The 18,170-nt window shown below is 49.5% G+C and carries 20 protein-coding genes and 10 tRNA genes; 28 read left to right on the top strand and 2 right to left on the bottom strand.

All coding sequences use genetic code 11. The annotated features are described in order from the left end of the window. The first annotated feature begins 62 nt into the window (after positions 1–62). The 20 genes from PLA01S_RS18915 (at position 63) to PLA01S_RS18820 (ending at position 10,618) form a co-directional block, all read left to right on the top strand. Positions 63–138: transfer RNA gene (locus tag PLA01S_RS18915), tRNA-Phe, on the top strand. A 21-nt stretch (positions 139–159) separates the two neighbouring features. After that, positions 160–235, top strand: a tRNA-Thr gene (locus PLA01S_RS18910). 4 nt (positions 236–239) lie between these two features. Then, positions 240–324, top strand: a tRNA-Tyr gene (locus PLA01S_RS18905). Positions 325–330: 6 nt separating this feature from the next. Further along, positions 331–404 (top strand) — tRNA-Trp (locus tag PLA01S_RS18900). 24 nt (positions 405–428) lie between these two features. Next, positions 429–504 (top strand) — tRNA-His (locus PLA01S_RS18895). A 16-nt stretch (positions 505–520) separates the two neighbouring features. Then, positions 521–595: transfer RNA gene (locus PLA01S_RS18890), tRNA-Gln, on the top strand. Positions 596–610: 15 nt separating this feature from the next. After that, a tRNA-Gly gene (locus PLA01S_RS18885) sits at positions 611–685 on the top strand. Between the two features lie 11 nt (positions 686–696). Beyond that, positions 697–770, top strand: a tRNA-Cys gene (locus PLA01S_RS18880). Positions 771–782: 12 nt separating this feature from the next. Then, a tRNA-Arg gene (locus PLA01S_RS18875) sits at positions 783–859 on the top strand. A gap of 8 nt (positions 860–867) precedes the next feature. Next, a tRNA-Leu gene (locus PLA01S_RS18870) sits at positions 868–947 on the top strand. Between the two features lie 356 nt (positions 948–1,303). Continuing rightward, positions 1,304–1,603 (top strand): hypothetical protein, encoded by a 300-nt coding sequence (locus tag PLA01S_RS18865; RefSeq protein ID WP_127593521.1) that lies wholly within the window; start codon positions 1,304–1,306, stop codon positions 1,601–1,603. 68 nt (positions 1,604–1,671) lie between these two features. Then, the gene (locus PLA01S_RS18860; RefSeq protein WP_100539270.1) at positions 1,672–2,349 is read left to right on the top strand and encodes a PspA/IM30 family protein; all 678 of its coding nucleotides are present in this window, start codon (positions 1,672–1,674) and stop codon (positions 2,347–2,349) included. A gap of 2 nt (positions 2,350–2,351) precedes the next feature. After that, entirely contained in the window at positions 2,352–2,831 is a 480-nt protein-coding gene (locus PLA01S_RS18855; RefSeq protein WP_100539269.1) for a PspC domain-containing protein, read from the top strand. A gap of 1 nt (position 2,832) precedes the next feature. Continuing rightward, positions 2,833–3,519: a PspA/IM30 family protein gene (locus PLA01S_RS18850; RefSeq protein ID WP_100539268.1), complete on the top strand. Its 687-nt coding sequence runs from the start codon at positions 2,833–2,835 to the stop codon at positions 3,517–3,519. Positions 3,520–3,689: 170 nt separating this feature from the next. Then, entirely contained in the window at positions 3,690–4,334 is a 645-nt protein-coding gene (gene liaF / locus PLA01S_RS18845) for a cell wall-active antibiotics response protein LiaF (RefSeq protein WP_127593520.1), read from the top strand. A 41-nt stretch (positions 4,335–4,375) separates the two neighbouring features. Next, positions 4,376–5,449, top strand: coding sequence for a sensor histidine kinase (locus PLA01S_RS18840; RefSeq protein WP_127593519.1), 1,074 nt, complete (start codon positions 4,376–4,378; stop codon positions 5,447–5,449). Next, positions 5,433–6,077 (top strand): response regulator, encoded by a 645-nt coding sequence (locus PLA01S_RS18835; RefSeq protein WP_006212655.1) that lies wholly within the window; start codon positions 5,433–5,435, stop codon positions 6,075–6,077. Before PLA01S_RS18840 ends, PLA01S_RS18835 begins: the two co-directional genes overlap by 17 nt. Positions 6,078–6,382: 305 nt before the next feature. After that, a complete protein-coding gene (locus tag PLA01S_RS18830) occupies positions 6,383–7,231 on the top strand; it encodes a YwmB family TATA-box binding protein (RefSeq protein WP_127593518.1) in 849 nt (282 codons plus the stop codon). A gap of 137 nt (positions 7,232–7,368) precedes the next feature. Further along, positions 7,369–8,916, top strand: coding sequence for a glucose-6-phosphate dehydrogenase (gene zwf / locus PLA01S_RS18825; RefSeq protein WP_127593517.1), 1,548 nt, complete (start codon positions 7,369–7,371; stop codon positions 8,914–8,916). Positions 8,917–9,037: 121 nt separating this feature from the next. Beyond that, complete coding sequence (locus tag PLA01S_RS18820; protein WP_100539263.1) at positions 9,038–10,618, top strand: peptide chain release factor 3; 1,581 nt, start codon at positions 9,038–9,040, stop codon at positions 10,616–10,618. An 84-nt stretch (positions 10,619–10,702) separates the two neighbouring features. Here the strand turns inward: PLA01S_RS18820 and sspI are convergent, their stop codons facing one another. Continuing rightward, a complete protein-coding gene (gene sspI, locus PLA01S_RS18815) occupies positions 10,703–10,939 on the bottom strand; it encodes a small acid-soluble spore protein SspI (protein ID WP_071222357.1) in 237 nt (78 codons plus the stop codon). A gap of 140 nt (positions 10,940–11,079) precedes the next feature. On the opposite strand from sspI, the gene PLA01S_RS18810 reads away from it, so the two are divergent. The 6 genes from PLA01S_RS18810 to yunB all read left to right on the top strand — a co-directional run bounded on the left by PLA01S_RS18810 (position 11,080) and on the right by yunB (position 15,262). After that, entirely contained in the window at positions 11,080–11,742 is a 663-nt protein-coding gene (locus PLA01S_RS18810; RefSeq protein ID WP_071222358.1) for a potassium channel family protein, read from the top strand. Between the two features lie 74 nt (positions 11,743–11,816). Further along, on the top strand, positions 11,817–12,614 hold the full coding sequence (locus PLA01S_RS18805; RefSeq protein ID WP_127593516.1) for a TrmH family RNA methyltransferase: 798 nt from the start codon (positions 11,817–11,819) through the stop codon (positions 12,612–12,614). Positions 12,615–12,735: 121 nt separating this feature from the next. After that, positions 12,736–13,161 carry a DUF1801 domain-containing protein gene (locus PLA01S_RS18800; RefSeq protein ID WP_127593515.1) on the top strand — a complete coding sequence of 142 codons (426 nt, stop codon included), beginning with the start codon at positions 12,736–12,738 and terminating at the stop codon, positions 13,159–13,161. Positions 13,162–13,363: 202 nt separating this feature from the next. After that, positions 13,364–13,789 (top strand): SRPBCC family protein, encoded by a 426-nt coding sequence (locus tag PLA01S_RS18795; RefSeq protein ID WP_100539259.1) that lies wholly within the window; start codon positions 13,364–13,366, stop codon positions 13,787–13,789. A 3-nt stretch (positions 13,790–13,792) separates the two neighbouring features. Next, positions 13,793–14,137, top strand: coding sequence for an ArsR/SmtB family transcription factor (locus PLA01S_RS18790; RefSeq protein ID WP_100539258.1), 345 nt, complete (start codon positions 13,793–13,795; stop codon positions 14,135–14,137). Positions 14,138–14,299: 162 nt separating this feature from the next. Further along, positions 14,300–15,262 carry a sporulation protein YunB gene (gene yunB, locus PLA01S_RS18785; RefSeq protein ID WP_127593514.1) on the top strand — a complete coding sequence of 321 codons (963 nt, stop codon included), beginning with the start codon at positions 14,300–14,302 and terminating at the stop codon, positions 15,260–15,262. A 106-nt stretch (positions 15,263–15,368) separates the two neighbouring features. Here the strand turns inward: yunB and PLA01S_RS18780 are convergent, their stop codons facing one another. Continuing rightward, a complete protein-coding gene (locus tag PLA01S_RS18780) occupies positions 15,369–16,415 on the bottom strand; it encodes a M23 family metallopeptidase (RefSeq protein ID WP_371860430.1) in 1,047 nt (348 codons plus the stop codon). Positions 16,416–16,672: 257 nt separating this feature from the next. On the opposite strand from PLA01S_RS18780, the gene lipA reads away from it, so the two are divergent. Beyond that, positions 16,673–17,566: a lipoyl synthase gene (gene lipA / locus PLA01S_RS18775; protein ID WP_127593512.1), complete on the top strand. Its 894-nt coding sequence runs from the start codon at positions 16,673–16,675 to the stop codon at positions 17,564–17,566. A gap of 27 nt (positions 17,567–17,593) precedes the next feature. Continuing rightward, positions 17,594–18,133 carry a YutD family protein gene (locus PLA01S_RS18770; RefSeq protein ID WP_127593511.1) on the top strand — a complete coding sequence of 180 codons (540 nt, stop codon included), beginning with the start codon at positions 17,594–17,596 and terminating at the stop codon, positions 18,131–18,133. The last annotated feature ends 37 nt before the right edge of the window (positions 18,134–18,170 follow it).

Below are 18,170 nucleotides of genomic sequence, written 5' to 3'. Positions count from 1 at the left end.
ACAACTTTGGGATGAGATGAGTATCCGATATGGGTTCCGTCAAAGTTCGCGAAGAGCTTTAAGGCTCGGTAGCTCAGTCGGTAGAGCAGAGGACTGAAAATCCTCGTGTCGGCGGTTCGATTCCGTCCCGAGCCACCATGTACGTTTATAACTTTATATGCCGGTGTAGCTCAATTGGTAGAGCAACTGACTTGTAATCAGTAGGTTGGGGGTTCAAGTCCTCTCGCCGGCACCATTCTGGAGGATTAGTGAAGTGGCTAAACACGGCAGACTGTAAATCTGCTCTCTTCGAGTTCGGTGGTTCGAATCCATCATCCTCCACCAGTTTTTAGGGGCATAGTTTAAAGGTAGAACAGCGGTCTCCAAAACCGTTAGTGTGGGTTCAATTCCTGCTGCCCCTGCCAATCGTATCACAGTGTTTCAATATGGCGGTCGTGGCGAAGTGGTTAACGCACCGGATTGTGGCTCCGGCACTCGGGGGTTCAATTCCCCTCGATCGCCCCATATTACAAAATCATATTGGGGATTAGCCAAGCGGTAAGGCAACGGACTTTGACTCCGTCATGCATAGGTTCGAATCCTATATCCCCAGCCATTGATTTTTATGTTTGCGGACGTGGCTCAGCGGTAGAGCATCGCCTTGCCAAGGCGAGGGTCGCGGGTTCGATTCCCGTCGTCCGCTCCATTTTTATTTCTGGCGCCATAGCCAAGTGGTAAGGCACAGCTCTGCAAAAGCTTTATCCCCAGTTCGAATCTGGGTGGCGCCTCCATAACAAAACTATGTGCCCTTAGCTCAGCTGGATAGAGCGTTTGACTACGAATCAAAAGGTCAGGAGTTCGAATCTCTTAGGGCACGCCATTAAGTAAGCCGGTGTGGCGGAATTGGCAGACGCGCGCGACTCAAAATCGTGAGGGAAACCGTGGGGGTTCGAGTCCCTTCACCGGCATCATCCAAAAGGAATGTAGACTATCAACGTCTGCATTCCTTTTTTTGTTGCATCTAGATCGATAGCTTAGTTCTGCGTGATTAATATTAGACTCCTTGCTTCATGCAACCTCTACTATAATTACCTTTTCACGGAGGCTATACAGCCTGGATACCGGAGGATTCATCCACACAGGTCAACCCATCGACTAATAGATCCAGTGCAGGGTTGGACGTAGGTCTGTAGGAGGCCCCGCCTTAGGTCTAGGTCTAAAAACCGTCCCCAGGCCGTTTTAGTGAAACTCGAAATTACCTAGAATAGAGTCATAAGGTTGAACAAATGAAACAACGATCAAACAACAGAAAGGCGGTGTATAAATGAGAAATTCAAAAGGAAATGGAATGAGTATCCTGTTGATTGGTTTAGGGATCTTGGTTCTCCTGGGAGTATTCGGTCCTCTGCTTGGATGGTTGTTCAGTCTTCTAATTCCAATACTGATGGTCGCGTTGGGATACTATGGGATCCGGAGAGGTAACACCTTGATGGGATGGGTTATTCTCGGTATCGGTGTGATCTGGTTGATGGGTAAACTGTCTTGGCTGATCGGTCCGATCCTTGGAGTTATCTTAATCATTTACGGGGTGTCCCGATTGAAGAATGGCAGACCCCGTTATTGATAAAAACCACTACATTAAATAACATGCATGAACAACAGATCATGATAGATGAGGAGGGCTAAGCCAATATGAGTGTTTTCCGGCGGATAAGAGACATAACCGTAGCAACATTGAATGAAAAGCTCGAGCAGAGCCAGGATCCGGTTCGATTGATCGACCAGTTCCTACATTCAACCAGACAGGACATTGCAGAGGCTGAGAAGCTGCAGCAGCAATGCCAAGTACATTCCAGACAGCTGAAGCAGCAGGTGGATCAAGCGGAAACCATGCGATATAAACGCGAAGAGCAGGCGCTGCTTGCATTGAAGGCCGGCGAAGAACATCTTGCCAAGCTGGCATTGCAGGAGAAGCTGATCTATGAGGAAAAGATCGAGCAGTATCAAGGCCTGTTATCCTCAAGCCTGGAGTCGCTAAAAGAAATCGAGGAGCAGCTCGGCGAGCTGCGGATGGAATATCAGACGGTATACAGCAAACGTCAATATTATGTTGCCCGAGTGGAAACCCTTCGTCTTCAGCAGAAAATGAATGAACGTACGGGCTCCTACGGCGGCGGCCATGACGTACCGAAGATGTTTAATCGCCTCGAAGACCGTATCAGCGACTGGGAACTCGAAGCCAGAAGTCTTCGCGATTTACGCCGCATGGGGCAGGAATACATGGAACAGGCTGGTGAATCGGTCTCCACTGTATTAGAAAAAGAACTTGCCCGCCTGAAGCAAAAGCTGAATAACAGCGGAAAGGAGTAACCATGACTAGATTGTACCGTTCCACCCGAGACAAGATGTTCACAGGGTTGATCGGCGGTATATCCGATCACTTCGGAGTCGAATCTACCCTACTTAGAGTCATATTTGTAGTCAGTATCTTTTTCACAGGCGGTACAACGCTGTTGATCTATCTGATTGCATCCCTTGTAGTACCTAAGGAGCCGTATTATCACGATCCGTACGGTCCACAGGGAAGACATGGTGGCGGATACCGTTACAACGATCATCCGGGCCCTGGACCAGGCTACAACAGCTATAACGATGCTTATGGACGTCAAGGCTATCCTAATGAGCATGGAAATTTTGGTCCCAAATATGACCGTCCCAATGGCACAAGAAACAACGCGCCAGCGGATTCCGACCTGGATGCGATGATGAAGGATATTGAGAGAAAAGCCATGCAAAAAGAAATCGAAGAATTAAAGAAAAAACTTTCGAACTATGAGAAGGGAGATAAATAACATGGGAGTATTTAAAAGAATTAAGGATATGACGAAAGCATCGGTGAATGAACTGCTGGATAAAGTAGAGGATCCGATCGTAATGTTGAACCAGTACCTGCGCGACATGGAGGCAGAAATTCATGAAGCAGAGGTAACGGTTGCGAAGCAAATGGCTAACGAGCGTCGTATGAAGCAGCGCGTTGATGAGGCTGTGAAGATGGCGGCACAGCGTGAAGCTCAAGCTGAATTGGCTCTGAAAAATGGTCAAGAAGAAGTGGCTCGCAAGCTGCTTGAAGAAAAAATCTATTTCGATCAAAAAGAAACCGAGTACGTGGAATTGCACCTGCAATCCGAGGCTCAAGCGAAAGAGCTTGTAGCTCAGCTGCATGAAATGAAAGACGAGTTCTACAAAATGCGCAACAAGCGTAATGAGCTCGTAGCCCGTGCTCAAATGGCTAAAGCGAAGAAACAAATGTCTCAAGTGAGCAGCCTGCACACGATCGAAAGCGGCAGTGCTTCGATGGGCTTCCACCGCATGGAGGAAAAAATCATGCAAATGGAAGCAGAAGCGGATGTGCTTCGCGCCCCATACCGTCCTAACAACGCAGTATACACAAGCCCAGTGGATGCTGAAAAGCAATTGAAGGTGGATGAGCAGCTGCAAGCTTTGAAAAACAAAATGGGGAATTCTTCGAAGTCCGAGTAATTCCTCTAGCAAGTCAGCAAAATAAGATTAAACCGTATTCGAACACCATGTTCATATGATATGCTATACGAATGAGATTGTCGTATAGTACAGGCAAAGCCATACAGTGGGGAACGTCTCACTGATATGGCTTTTCCGAGCTTATATCTTGGTCATCAAGGAGGTGCGACATGGACAGAAACCGCTGGATAGCAGTTGGTTTAATCAGCTTGGGTATTATTATGCTTTTCGGCCGATGGCTTGGTTTCTTCACCATTGTCGCCCTGATACTCATGTTCGCCGGTGTCCTTCAGGTCAGACAAGGCCATTTGAAGAAGGGATACATTCTGCTCGGAGTAGGTGCCGTACTGCTGCTGCTGGAGCATCTCATGTTGATTATCGGCGTCAGCTTGATATCACTGGGTATTTTTTATGGCAAGTCGAAGCGAGCCCATACGACGACAAAGTACATTCAGAAGCAGAACTTTATGTCCAACTTTGATTGGGACCGGGCTCCGTGGGTGATGCGCAGTCTGAGTGTGTGGCATGTGCTTGGAGAGGCGGATGTGGATCTGTCCCTTGCGCTTCCGGAGGAACGCCAAACGGTTCTTATGTTCCACGGAATTCTGGGGGATATTGATCTGATGATCCCGGACTATTATGGGGTGGAGATCGAAGCATCGATCCTGTTTGGCTCGATTCATATGGATGACCGGAAGGAAACCGGCATATTAAACCGCGTGCGGTATCAATCACCCAATTATGAGACCAGTGAATATAAAGTGAAATTTATTGTTTCTTATTTAGGCGGAGATTTGAATATAAGAATGACATAATCAACGTATGTTTTGTGTAAACCATTCAGGAGGGTTGCCCCGTGGAAACGGATAAGAAAGCAAATATGATTACCCGAAGTATGCGTGAGGGGACCCTTCTGGGATTGGTTGTCATGCTCGTTGTCCTATATTTATTATATACATATGGTTATCTTCAACCGTTTGAGACGTGGAAGAACCGGATCGAAGCCGGCATTACCATCGTATTGCTGCCGATTGGGCTGGGAGCGATCTATGGCTTCTTCCAGGGATACCGGGTAAAACGACGGGTCGATCTTGTGAGGGAAACGCTGGTGAACTGGGAAAAAGGCAGCCTTACGGACGTCATGCCAGACATCGGCGAAGACGAAGTGGGCCGGCTTGGAGAACAGCTGGTGAAGATCAGCAAACGCTGGGAGGATCAGGTGTCTTCCTTGCAGCGGTTATCTACAAACAATGCCCAGCTTGCCGAGCAGGCCAGGGTAACAGCAATTGTGGAAGAGAGGCAGCGTCTGGCGCGCGAGCTCCATGATGCGGTTTCTCAGCAGCTGTTTGCCATCTCGATGACGGCAACCGCCGTGGGCAGGACGCTGGATAAGGATTTTGACAAAGCGCAGCGCCAGGTGGCTCTGATCGAGGAAATGTCGGCTGTGGCCCAGTCCGAGATGAGGGCGCTTCTTCTTCATCTGCGGCCGGTTTATCTCGAAGGAAAGGCACTTGAGCAGGGGCTGCGTGAACTGATTAAGGAATTGCGAATCAAAGTACCTATGGAAATTACGTTTGAAATGGACGATGACATACATTTGCTTAAAGGGATCGAAAATCATCTGTTCCGGATTATCCAGGAGGCCATGTCGAACACCCTCAGACATTCGAAAGCGGAGAAAATGGATATCCGTATTCACCGCAGGCAGAACACCGTTCGGGTGATGCTGCGGGACGATGGGATCGGATTTGAATTGGATGACAAGAAACAGACTTCCTACGGTCTATCGACAATGCAGGAACGGGTGACGGAGATCGGGGGCTCGGTACAATTCATAACAGCACCGGGTAAAGGGACTCGAATTGAGATCGTTGTGCCACTCATAAATGATGAACGCAAACGGGGGGATGTAGATGGAAACGCCGATTAAAGTGCTGCTGGTGGATGATCATGAGATGGTCCGGATCGGTTTAGCGGCTGTGCTTGGTACAGAGGACGGCATCGAGGTGGTTGGTGAAGCGGGCAGCGGCGAGGAAGGGATTCGCTTAGCGCAGGAATATCATCCTGATGTGGTGCTGATGGACTTGGTGATGGACGGGATGGATGGAATCGAGACGACGCGCCAATTGATGAATCAGTTTCCGAATCTTAAGGTCATTGTACTGACCAGCTATCTGGACGATGAGAAGATGTATCCGGTTATTGAAGCAGGTGCGTTCAGTTATTTATTGAAGACATCCCGTGCTTCTGAAGTAGCTGATGCTATACGTGCAGCCGCACGCGGGCAGTCGGTGCTGGAGTCGCAGGTTGCCTCCAAGATGATGAATCGATTCCGGCATCCGCAAAATGAAGCTCCGGCGCATAACGACCTTACGGACCGGGAAATGGAAGTGCTGCGACTGGTGGCGCAGGGCAAGTCGAATCAGGATATTGCCGATGATTTGATTATAGGCATCAAAACCGTGAAGTTTCATGTAACGAATATTTTGGGCAAGCTGGGGGTAGAGGATCGAACCCAGGCTGCCATCTACGCTTATAAAAATGGGCTGGCTGAGTAAGGAATGCCGGCTCTTTTTTATGCGATGATCGTGACATAAACAGATCCAAGATGCTGAGATGTTGAGCGTGGTGCAAAAGCAGATCCATGATGCGATGTGTGAGTTATAAATATATCCATGTTACAATGAGAGGCAGGCTTAAAGACTCCCGGATCGGGAGCTTTTTTTATTTATGGACGGGGAAGCAAGAATGTTTATATACAGCCCGATGAAGGCTCTTTTTAACAAGCGAGGTATAAATCCGCGGTAACGAGGCCATCCTTTTTACTAGATTGATAGATTCGAACGGGGAGGCGTGACTGACCATGCGGAAGATGCGTTTACAGATCGTTGTGATGATATTGTTGCTGTGCGGGGCAGCAGGCATGATGGCGGGTTTTGCGGGAACAACGGAAAGCAAACGAAACGAATCGGTTCCGCACGCGATAGAAGCGTCAACATCAGTCTCAAATGGAACGGGAGAAAAAGGTGTCGATGAAACAGCTGGAGCCGGGGTAGCTGCAGATAGCGATCTAACGCTTCTGGCAGCGCTTGGGCAAGAGCATATGGAAGCTTCGGCCATTCTCACGGTAAAAATTCAAGGTGAAATGATAAATTCCATACCAAAGGATCAAGCTAAGACAGCAGCTGAGCAGTTGGCTCGTACCATGGGGCTCTCCGGGATTACGACGTCCCCGCTTCAGGGAAATGAAGTGTTCCAAGCAGAAGGCGTGCTCTCCGGTGTATCCGTCCATCTGGATTGGGCCCTCACGAAGGCGGGCCATAGTTATGTCAGAGCTATGCTTGTCGGAGAAGCGGCTGGGGAGACCCGGGAAATGATCGCCCTACAGCAGCAGATTCAAGAGATGATGAAGCAAGCAGGCATACCGAACACATGGAATGCGTCCATTCAAGGGTATGCATCGGAAACCGCAAGCGTTGATGGGACGATGGCTCAGGTAGAAGAGACTGTAGCCCAAAAATTCTCGCTTCGCTCCGTTGAGGATTATGCTGATGACAAAACACGAAGCCGTTCATATGAGGCTCCTTCACTGCATGCTTCTGTGATGAGTGGGGACACGCCGATTCATATGCAGATCGCAGTGCATGAAGATTCGATGAAGAAAAGTAGTAGAATAACGATCGGATTTCCCGTCATTACAATAGAATATTGAAAATGATTTCTGAAACTCCGATGAAAAAATGCGGAATGAGATAGCATACTTGAAATGAATATGCTAAAATGTCATCACATCGAGTTAAGTGCCGATGCATAAAAATACACTATAATTCATAGAAAGAATGAGGAGCCATGGCTGAAAATCAAAATCTAGATACAATGAAGACACCGGGAGCTGTATTTTTCATCTTTGGAGCGACTGGTGATTTGGCAAGACGTAAGTTGTTTCCGGCGATCTATAGTCTTTATCGTGAAGGAAAACTGGATGAGGATTTTGCGGTAATCGGCGTGGCGCGGCGTCCGCGCACCCAGGAAGAGTTTCGGGAGGACGTGTATCGTTCAATTCAGGAGTTCTGCCGATATAGTTCGGAACAGGATAGTGAATGGAATGCATTTGCACAGCATTTTGAATATAAATCTTTAGATATTAACAATATTGACGGTTTCCGTGAGCTTCGTGAACAAACGGAGCAATTGGAAACGAAATTTAATATACCGGGTAACCGCTTATTTTATCTGGCGCTTGCACCGGAATTGTTCGGCAGCGTATCGTTTAACCTGATGAAGGGCGGTATGCTCGACGGAGAAGGCTGGAACCGTCTTGTGATCGAGAAGCCGTTCGGTTACGATCTGGAGTCGGCTGCCAAGCTGAACGAAGAGATCCGTAAAGTGTTCAAGGAAGAAGAGATCTACCGGATTGACCATTATCTTGGTAAAGAAATGGTACAGAATATCGAGGTTATGCGTTTTGCGAATGCTTTTTTTGAGCCGCTTTGGAACAACAAGCATATCGCCAACATCCAAATTACGCTTGGTGAAACGGTTGGTGTCGAGGAGCGCGGCGGATACTATGATCATGCCGGGGCTCTAAGGGATATGGGTCAAAACCATATGCTGCAGCTGCTGACCATGATTGCGATGGAGCCGCCTAGCCGATTGCTCGCAGAGGATATCCGCGACGAGAAGGTGAAGGTGCTTCGTTCCTTGCGTCCGTATGCCACACATGAAGAAGTGAAGAACAACGTGGTTCGCGGTCAGTATACGAACGGTTCGGCGGGCGGTAAAGATCTGCCGGCATACCGTAAAGAGGACAAAGTGAATCCGGAATCCAATACGGAAACCTATTTTGCGGCCAGAGTATTCGTGGATAACTTCCGCTGGGCGGGCGTACCGTTCTATATCCGCACGGGCAAACGCCTGCCGGTTAAGACAACCGAGGTGGTTGTCGAATTCAAACGGATGCCAACCAACGTATACTTGGGCCAAAAGCATTCCCTGGAGCCTAACCTGCTCGTCATTCGCGTCAATCCGATGGAAGGCATTTACGTGAAGATAAATGCGAAAAAGCCGGGATCCGAATCCGAGATCGCTCCTGTAGCGATGGACTTCTGCCAAAGCTGCATCGTGGGCATTAACTCTCCTGAAGCGTATGAGCGTCTATTGCATGACGCGGCTCGTGGAGACTCCACTTACTTTACGCGCTGGGACGAAGTGGCTTCGGCATGGTCCTTCGTGGATCGTATCGCCAGCGCATGGAGAGAGAACCAGGGCGAGCTGGAATCGTATCCTGCGGGCTCGTGGGGACCTGTCAGGGCAGATGAGCTGCTGAAGGAAGACGGATTCCACTGGTGGCCGGTTAACGGTCAGCTCGAGGATAATGTGGTGTGGTTGAAAAACTAAGATCATTTTCTAAAATTTACGTGTTAAAAATCATCCTCATGCGCAGGGCGCATGGGGATGATTTGCGTATGAATTGTGGTACAATGATATACATGACTTTAGTTACGAAGGGATAAGTGAAATGGCAAAGCTAATAGATGAACTGCAGCAGGAAGTGGATAAGCGCCGCACGTTTGCGATTATTTCCCACCCTGACGCCGGTAAAACAACACTGACCGAGAAGCTGCTCTTGTTCGGGGGCGCCATTCGTCTGGCTGGATCGGTTAAAGCTCGTAAAGCGAGCAAGCATGCAACGAGTGACTGGATGGAGATCGAGAAGCAGCGGGGGATCTCGGTTACCTCGTCTGTTATGCAATTTGATTATTTAGGGCATCGGATTAATATATTGGATACGCCGGGTCACCAAGACTTCAGTGAGGATACCTATCGTACGCTGACGGCCGCTGACAGCGCCGTCATGTTGATTGACGTAGCCAAAGGGGTCGAGGCTCAGACGATTAAATTATTCCAGGTGTGTGCGAAGCGGGGTATTCCGATCTTTACCTTTATCAACAAACTCGACCGCGAAGGGCGCAGCCCGTTTGATCTGATGGAGGAGCTTGAGCAGGTTCTCGGCATCCGCTCCGTACCGATGAATTGGCCGATCGGCTCCGGGCGTGACCTGTGCGGCGTGTACGACCGGGTTAAGAATCAGGTGGAATTGTTCCAAGGCGACGACCATTCCACGATTCAGGTTCAGAAGGTCGAAGGCTATGAGGATCCGATCATTCGCGAGATGGCAGGTGATTACCTGCATGATCAGTTATGTCAAGACCTCGAGCTGCTGGATGTTGCCGGAGACCCATTCGATCTGGAGAAAGTCATGCAGGGTCAGTTAACACCTGTATTCTTCGGAAGTGCGATTAACAATTTCGGCGTCCAGACTTTCCTGGAAAACTTTCTTCAGCTTGCGCCGAAGCCCGAGCCGCGACGCAGCACGGACGGTGTGGTGGAGCCAACCGATGAGAAGTTCTCCGGATACGTATTTAAGATTCAAGCCAATATGAATCCGGCTCACCGGGATCGTATTGCTTTCCTGCGGATCGTATCGGGCAAGTTCGAACGCGGTATGAGCGTGAAGCATGTTCGGGTAGGCAAGGAAATCAAGCTGGCGCAGCCGCAGCAGTTTTTGGCGCAGGATCGAGATATTGTACAGGAGGCATACCCTGGTGATATTATCGGTCTGTTTGACCCGGGCATTTTCCGGATCGGGGACTCGCTTAGTCAGGGACGTGAAGTTGTATTCGATGAGCTTCCAACGTTCTCACCGGAAATCTTCGCCAAAGTAACGGTGAAGAATGCGCTGAAGCATAAGCAATATCAGAAAGGGATTGATCAGCTGACGGAAGAGGGTACCATTCAGGTATTCCGCACCGTGAGTTTCGACGAGACCATTCTCGGGGTTGTCGGACAGCTCCAGTTCGAGGTCTTCGAGTACCGGATGAAGGGGGAATACGGCGTTGATGTCCAGCTTCAACGGATGCCGTATCAGTTCGCTCGCTGGATCGTGGATGACAATATTGATCCGTCCAAGTTCCGGATTAACTCAACGCTGGTCAAAGACAAGAAGGATAACTATGTTGTCTTGTTCGAAAATGAGTATGCAATGAGGACCGCTATCGACAAGAATCCAACCGCCCAGTTTCTTGAGACCGCTCCGTAAGTGATGATATAAATATGCAGCAAAAAGGAACAATCCCCCAGCTTTCACTGCTTAGGGGATTGTTTCTTTTTGTTGACCATGGGATTATCCTTGAAGGTTGCCGGGCGTAACGGTTTTCAGATGATCATGGAGGGAAGAGACAAGGCTGTTCTGCTGGGTAGCATCCATGTCTTTCCACATCATTTCAAACATTACACCGAGTCCCGGCAGGGCAGCTTCAGGCCCGTCAACGGAACCCTCGATCATGGAGCGCAGCTCTTCTTCGTCCTGATTGTGGACTTTATGAATGACGGCCTGCCTTAGATCTAACAATATGGACATGGACATGTTCCTCCTTGTTATGAAAGGGTCATTGTGTAATGTGCCCGTTCCGGGGCAGTTACATTCAAGTATTCGGGACAGTATGATATACTATTATCATTATAATTATGGATGACCTAGGCTCGTGGGGGGATATATAAATGGCTAAGAAGCAGTACGCAGTAATCGGTATGGGGCGTTTTGGCACGAGTGTTGCTAAGGAATTGAGCAGCATGGGATTTGATGTATTAGCCGTAGACGCGAGCGAACAGCGCATTCAGGAAATCGCGAGTATGGTCACGCATGCGGTATCGGCGGATTCGACCGATGAAGATGCGCTTCGGGCGCTGGGCATACGGAATTTTGATGTGGTTGTCGTGGCGATTGGGGAGGATATTCAATCCAGCATTTTGACTACGCTGATCTTGAAGGATCTTGGCGTACCGGCCATTATCGTGAAAGCGAAGAATGAGCTGCACGGAAAAGTGCTGAACAAAATCGGTGCGGACAAGGTGATTTTCCCTGAACGGGATATGGGGCTGCGGGTTGCCCATCATCTGGTGTCACCGAATATTTTAGATTATATCGATTTGTCGGACGACTACAGCATTATGGAGATGCTTGCTACAGGAGATCTGGTCGGTCACAATCTGATAGAGCTGGATATTCGGGCACGATTCGGCTGCAATGTCATGGCGATTCGAAGAGATGCGGATATGAACATTTCTCCAAGTCCGGATGACCGGATTGAGGAAGGCGATATTCTCATTATTGTGGGGCACAAGAATAACTTAACGAAGATGGAGCTTGCTTATCCGAAGTAAGCTGTCCGCAAGTGGGTATGCTGGGTTGAGTGGGACTCGGTTTTATATATAAGTAAAGAACGGATGGATTAACCATGGAGATACTATCGCCGCAGAATGCCAGAGTGAAGGGCTGGGCACAGCTTCAGGAGAAAAAACATCGAGACAAGCAGAACAAGTATGTGGTGGAAGGTATTCATCTCGTGCAGGAAGCACTGTCATCCGGGGCGGACATCGAGTGCGTCGCTTATGATGTCGAGAAGGGCATTCCCCAAGAACTTCGCCATATATCGGATACAGGACAAGGTGCCGAATGGATCGGTGTATCCCATGCCGTCATCTCGAAGGTCAGCGATACGCTGTCACCGCAGCAGGTGTTTGCCGTGGTCCGCAAAGAAGCGCGTCAATGGCAGGACCTGATCCTGCGCGAGAACGGTTTGGTTGTTGTTCTGGACGGTCTTCAGGACCCGGGGAATGTGGGAACCATCATACGAAGCGCAGATGCCGTAGGAGCTGCTGGCGTGGTTCTGGGACGCGGCTGCGCGGATTTGTACAACCCCAAGACGCTGCGCTCTACCATGGGATCCCTGTTTCATCTACCGGTGCTGGAGGGCGATCTGCTGAGCATTTTGCCGGAAGCCAGGGAACGTGGAGCCAGATTGGTGACAACCATGCTGGAAGGGAAACGTTCCTGCTTCGAGTATGATTTCAAAGGGACAAGCTGGATCGTGATTGGTAGCGAAGGGCGGGGGGTCTCACCTGAGGTCGCGGAACTCGTGGACGATGCGATCCGTATTCCCATGCCGGGGAAAGCCGAATCGTTGAACGCGGCCATGGCAGCGTCGGTATTGATGTACGAGGCTTTACGGCAAAGAGAGTACGCCGGCCAATAAAGACAGGACGGCTCGACAAGGCCGGAAGTGATTAGAAAGCAATGGCTAATCATATCCGGCTTTTTTTATTTTTGATAAGGTTGGTAACAATAATAGGTATGTTCGAAAGGAGTAAATCCCAATGTACGAGCAAAAAACCAAAGAAACCGATCACAGCGTGGTGGAGTTTATAGAGCAAGTGGATTCGCCGAAAAAACGGGAGGATGCTTATCGTTTGTTGGAGGTTTTTGAGGAGACGAGCGGTTTTCCGGCTAAGATGTGGGGACCCAGCATCATCGGCTTCGGCTCCTACCATTACCGCTACGCTACCGGGCACGAAGGAGATGCGCCGTTTGTGGGTTTCTCGCCGCGCAAAGCGAAAATCAGCCTGTATTTTGCGCCGGGCGATGAGAAGCGGGAGGAGCTATTGACGAGTTTCGGTAAACATACGGCCGGGAAGGGCTGCGTGTACATTAATAAAGTGGCGGACATTGATGTGGAAGTCCTTAAGCAGCTGATTCGAGAATCGATCGCCTTCTTGAACAAGACCTACCCGGCTCAGCCCTAGCGAGTTTAAGTCATGAGATGCTGACAAGATGCATGGATTGCCTGAATGCCTGGTTTGGATGAAAGCTGGACCTTAGGATGTGCTGAATTGATAAAAAAGGTGAATATTGGTATTTGACATAAAACCATTTGGTGTCCTATAATGCTTGAAGGGAAACCAAATGGTTTCATAATTTTAAACATAAGCGAGGGATTAATCAAATATGGACAACGTATCAAACGGCAAGCTGCCGGATATTCGTCATACGCTTGTGCTGAAAGCGCCCATCGAGAAGGTGTGGAAAGCCGTGGCTACGGCTGAAGGGATTTCGGCTTGGTTCATGCCCAACAATTTTGAACCGGTGGAAGGCTTTGAGTTTCAATTGAATGCAGGTCCTTTCGGAAATTCACCATGCAAGGTCACGCTTATTGACGAGCCTAACCGTTTGTCTTTTAACTGGGGCAAGGATTGGAATGTTACGTTCGAACTGGTACAGCAGGGAGATCATACGGAATTCACGCTCATTCACGGCGGATGGACAGCGGATCAAGTGACCGAGTTCGGGGAAGCTCACGATATCGTACGAGGCCGTATGGACAACGGCTGGGCAGGCATTGTTCAGAAGCTTGCGGGATACGTCGAGGCCTAATCCATGTCGCAGCCTGCTCCGAAGCATGATGTTTATCAAGCGATCGCGGATCCGACACGCCGTAAGCTCCTAGGCTTGTTAAGTGATAAGGAAATGCCGGTTAAAGAAATTACAGGGCACTTCTCCATGACTCGAACCGCCGTTTCCAAGCATCTCCGAATTCTGGAGGAAGCGGGACTTGTGCAGGACCGCAAGGTTGGACGCGAAACCCGCTATCGGCTGGATGTTGAGCCGCTTAAGGAATTAAAGGATTGGCTCGCTTATTTCGACCGCTTCTGGGAGAATAAACTATCGATGCTGAAGTATTATGTGGAAGATCAAGAAGACAATCCAAAGAACGACAAATAGATTCTTGATGCAGTCTTTCTTGAAAATGAGAATCTATAAGGGAGAAGAGTGAGGATTACCCATCCTTGCTCTTCTTTTTTGCTGTTTGTCCGCATACCCTCTATACAGGAGAGCTTGCCATGGTAAAGATGCTCCTCGGGGCGTAAATAGGGGGGACCAAGCATGAGACGAAAGAGATGGGGAAGCAGACGTTTATCCTTTCCGTCCCTGTCATGGCCCAAACCAAGGAGAGCTTATAGACCACCGCGGAGAGGTTTTCGGCCCGTACCACAGCATCGGGGGCGTCCTCAGGCTGCCAAACGGCGCAGCGTGAAAAAATGGTGGCTGATCGGCGCTCTGCTCCTTGTGTTTGGGATCGTTGAGTTTTTTATGTATATTGAGCAGAATCTGCGGCCGCCGATCATGCATTTAGCCCAAATCAGGGTAAAACAGATTGCCACTGAAGCCATTAATAAAGCCATCACCTCTCAGGTGACGCAGGGTAAGGATTTTGATAATCTGGTCAATTGGAAAACGGATAGCTCCGGCAAAGTGACGGGATTCATGCTGAATTATGCCGAGCATTTGAAAATCACATCCCATACGACGCAGGTCGTGCAGAGCACGCTAGACGAAATCCATAAGCGCAAAGAGCAAATTCCGCTGGGACAGGTGTTAAAAAGCCCGATCATCGCGTCATTCGGTCCACAAATTCCATTGAAGATCGAACCGCAAGGAGCGGTAAAGGTTCAACTGGATACCAGACAGCAGGGTGCGGGCATCAATATGATTTTGGTTGAGGTATTCGTCCACATTGTAACGGAGGTAGCGGTTGTTGTTCCTTTTGACATGGAGCCGCAGATTGTGGAAACCGATATTCCCATCTCTTATCTGCTCGTGGTCGGCGATGTGCCGATGTATTATTATGACGGTCAAGGAAAGGCCGTCGGGGAGAACAAGGCAAGCGCGCCAAGCATAGCGATACCGCCGCCCGTTACGAATGAGAACAGCCATAATTCGGAGCAGGAAGTCCCGCCTGCAACAACGCCGGACCTTCCTGCAGACGGAACAACGACACCTCTGGAACCTTCACCTGGCGGAGCTGACTTATCCGGGCAAACGGGGGGAAACAACACTGGCGGCTAAGCGCTGTTTAATTTCAATTTTGGCACTATCATATGGAAGCCGCACCATGATTCAGTTGCTAATTATGTATGACCTTAACGGAGAAAACGCGCCCCCTGGGTTGAACTTAGGAGCGCGTTTTTTTCTTCGAGCGTTTTTCTTCCATTTCCCAGTGCTTCAGCAGCGGGTAAGGATCGAAAGCCCATTCGTTCAATCCGGTATCCCGGTAGATGCCGTAATGGAGGTGTGGAGGGAATTTGCCCTGGGTTCCCGGCTTGCCGTAACCGGAGCTGCCAACCCAGCCTAGGGTTTGACCCGGCGTAACGACGTCCCCGAGGGAGATCCCTTTGTCAAAGCCTTGCAGATGGGCGTAATAGTGGTAATGATTGTTCAAATCACGGATGCCGATGCGCCACCCGCCATATTTATTCCATCCTTTGATTTCGACAACACCGTAACACGTACTCCGGACAGGGACACCATAATTGGCAAATAAGTCCGTTCCTTCATGAACCCTTCTTCCTCCCCAATTGCGTCCCATGCCAAAGGTGCTTCGGTATGAATAGTTGCTTTTGACCGGGAGAGGAAATGCATGGTCGAACAAGTCCAGCTTCCCAAAGGTCTCGTACAATTTGGCGTATTGCATGACGCGCTGAACCGCCCGCGTGTTCTGGTAGTATGACCAGAGCCCGATGCTGAAATCATCAGCAGCATGTCCGTAGGGGGAAAGTCTCGCTGCAACGGTATATAGCAGGTCGGTATCATTATTCCGATCTGCCTTGCCATCCCCATCACCATCCAGCCCGATGCCGGAAAACACGCTGATCGACGTCGGATTTACATCTTCCTGATTGGGATTTAACGCGCCGGCCCATCTTGTGGAGGGGATAAAGATTCCGAGCGTCCGGTCCGGATGTTTGCGATCCTTGGGGTGGACTCTAGTCAGTGTCCGTTCATACTGGTCAATGGCAGCCAGGCGATACCAAGGAATTTGGGTAACGGTGGAAATCTCATCGTATAACGACTTCCGGTCTTCAAATATGGCTTTAGCATCCGTTGTTTTCACCGTATCGTCTGCCGTGCTGGTCGCAACAGAGGCGGATGCGGACACAGGCCCGCACATGCAGCAGGCCGCTGTCAAGGCAGCCAGAGCTGCAGCAGTGCAGCGAATCATGATGCCGCTTGCGCTCAATGGTTGAAAAATCCTCAATGTGTCCTTCTCCTCCTTTTGGATTGTCATAATTAAGGACGGACAGTTATGCCTACACTGTAGGGTGAATCGAAACAAGGATTTTTATCCATGCCGCAACTAGATCAATCTCATATCGATGCGAAACAAGTAATATGATGGTTTTCATGATATAATATGGGACAGCAAACGATGGGGTATGTCTTGAGTTACATCAATAAATTCGAAAGAAGGTTTTTTCTTTGTCTAAAACCAAACAGCCAAAACCTGACTGGATTCGAATCAAGCTGACTACTGGCGATAATTATAAAGAAATCAAAAGCATGATGCGATCCAAGACACTACACACGGTGTGTGAAGAGGCTCGCTGTCCGAATATTTATGAATGCTGGGCTAACCGTACGGCAACCTTCATGATCCTGGGTGATATTTGTACCCGCGCCTGCCGATTCTGCGCTGTCAATACGGGACTTCCAACGGAACTGGATCTTCAGGAGCCGGAACGCGTAGCGGAAGCGGCGGAACAGATGAACCTGCGTCACTGCGTAGTAACAAGCGTAGCACGGGATGATCTGAAAGATGGCGGGGCCTACATATTCGCTGAAACGGTTAAAGCCATTCGCAGACGTCTGCCGTTATGCTCGGTGGAAGTGTTGATTCCGGATTTTATGGGGAGCGAAGAAGCGCTTAAGATCGTAATGGATGTGAAGCCGGACATTCTGAACCATAACATTGAGACGGTGGAGCGAATGTCGGATCGGGTACGCGCCAAAGCCAAGTACACCCGTTCGTTGCAATTGCTGAAGAATGCCAAGGAGATGCAGCCTGATATTCCAACCAAATCCAGCATTATGCTGGGTGTCGGCGAACAATGGCTTGAGATTCTGGAAGCGATGGACGACTTGCGTTCGGTGGGTTGCGATATCATGACGATCGGCCAATATTTGCAGCCTTCGCCGAAGCATCTGAATGTGGAAAAATACTATACGCCGGAAGAGTTTGCGATTCTAAAGGAAGAGGGAATGAAGCGCGGATTCAGCCACGTGGAGTCCGGTCCTCTGGTGCGCAGCTCCTACCATGCACACGAGCAAGTGAAATCTGCAGAGCGCAACAAGGAAGAGACCGTGCAGTCTTAACCTTTGGAAAGGCAGGGGAAGCTTTCAATGATCGTTATCGGAAACAAAAGTTATGAAGTGTTAAAGGACCATCGAAACGGCTGGAATCTGGAAGCTTTCCGGGAGCGGTACAGCGAGGTGCTGGACCGTTATGACTACATCGTGGGAGACTGGGGTTACAATCAGCTCCGGCTTAAAGGTTTCTATCGTGATAATCATCCTAAAGCTGCCAAGGATTCTACCTTCTCCAGCATGTCCGATTACATTAACGAATACTGCAATTTTGGCTGTGCTCACTTTGTGCTTCAGAAAACGAAGGAGCAGAAGGATAGCAAAGAGCACGCCAATTCCAAAGAACCTGTGGAGATTCGTGAAACACCCCCCAAGGAAACCAAGGGTGAGGGGGAAGTGAAGGGAAGCAAGGAGACCCCGCAGGAGGGTCCTAAACCGGGCAAGGAGCACAAGGACCAACGCGAGCGGCGTGAAGCCAAGGAATCCAGACGCGAGCCGCGTGATCCTAAGGAATCCAAGGAGAAGGAAGCAAAGCCTTCCAAGGAGCCTAATCCCCCGGCTGAACAGCCACAATAAAAAAGAACGGTCACCAGTAAGCCAGGTGGCCGTTCTT

Source organism: Paenibacillus lautus NBRC 15380 (assembly GCF_004000945.1).
Lineage (GTDB): Bacteria > Bacillota > Bacilli > Paenibacillales > Paenibacillaceae > Paenibacillus_AQ > Paenibacillus_AQ lautus.
Note: the sequence above shows the minus strand (reverse complement) of the source record. Positions and strands in the feature narration are given on the sequence as shown.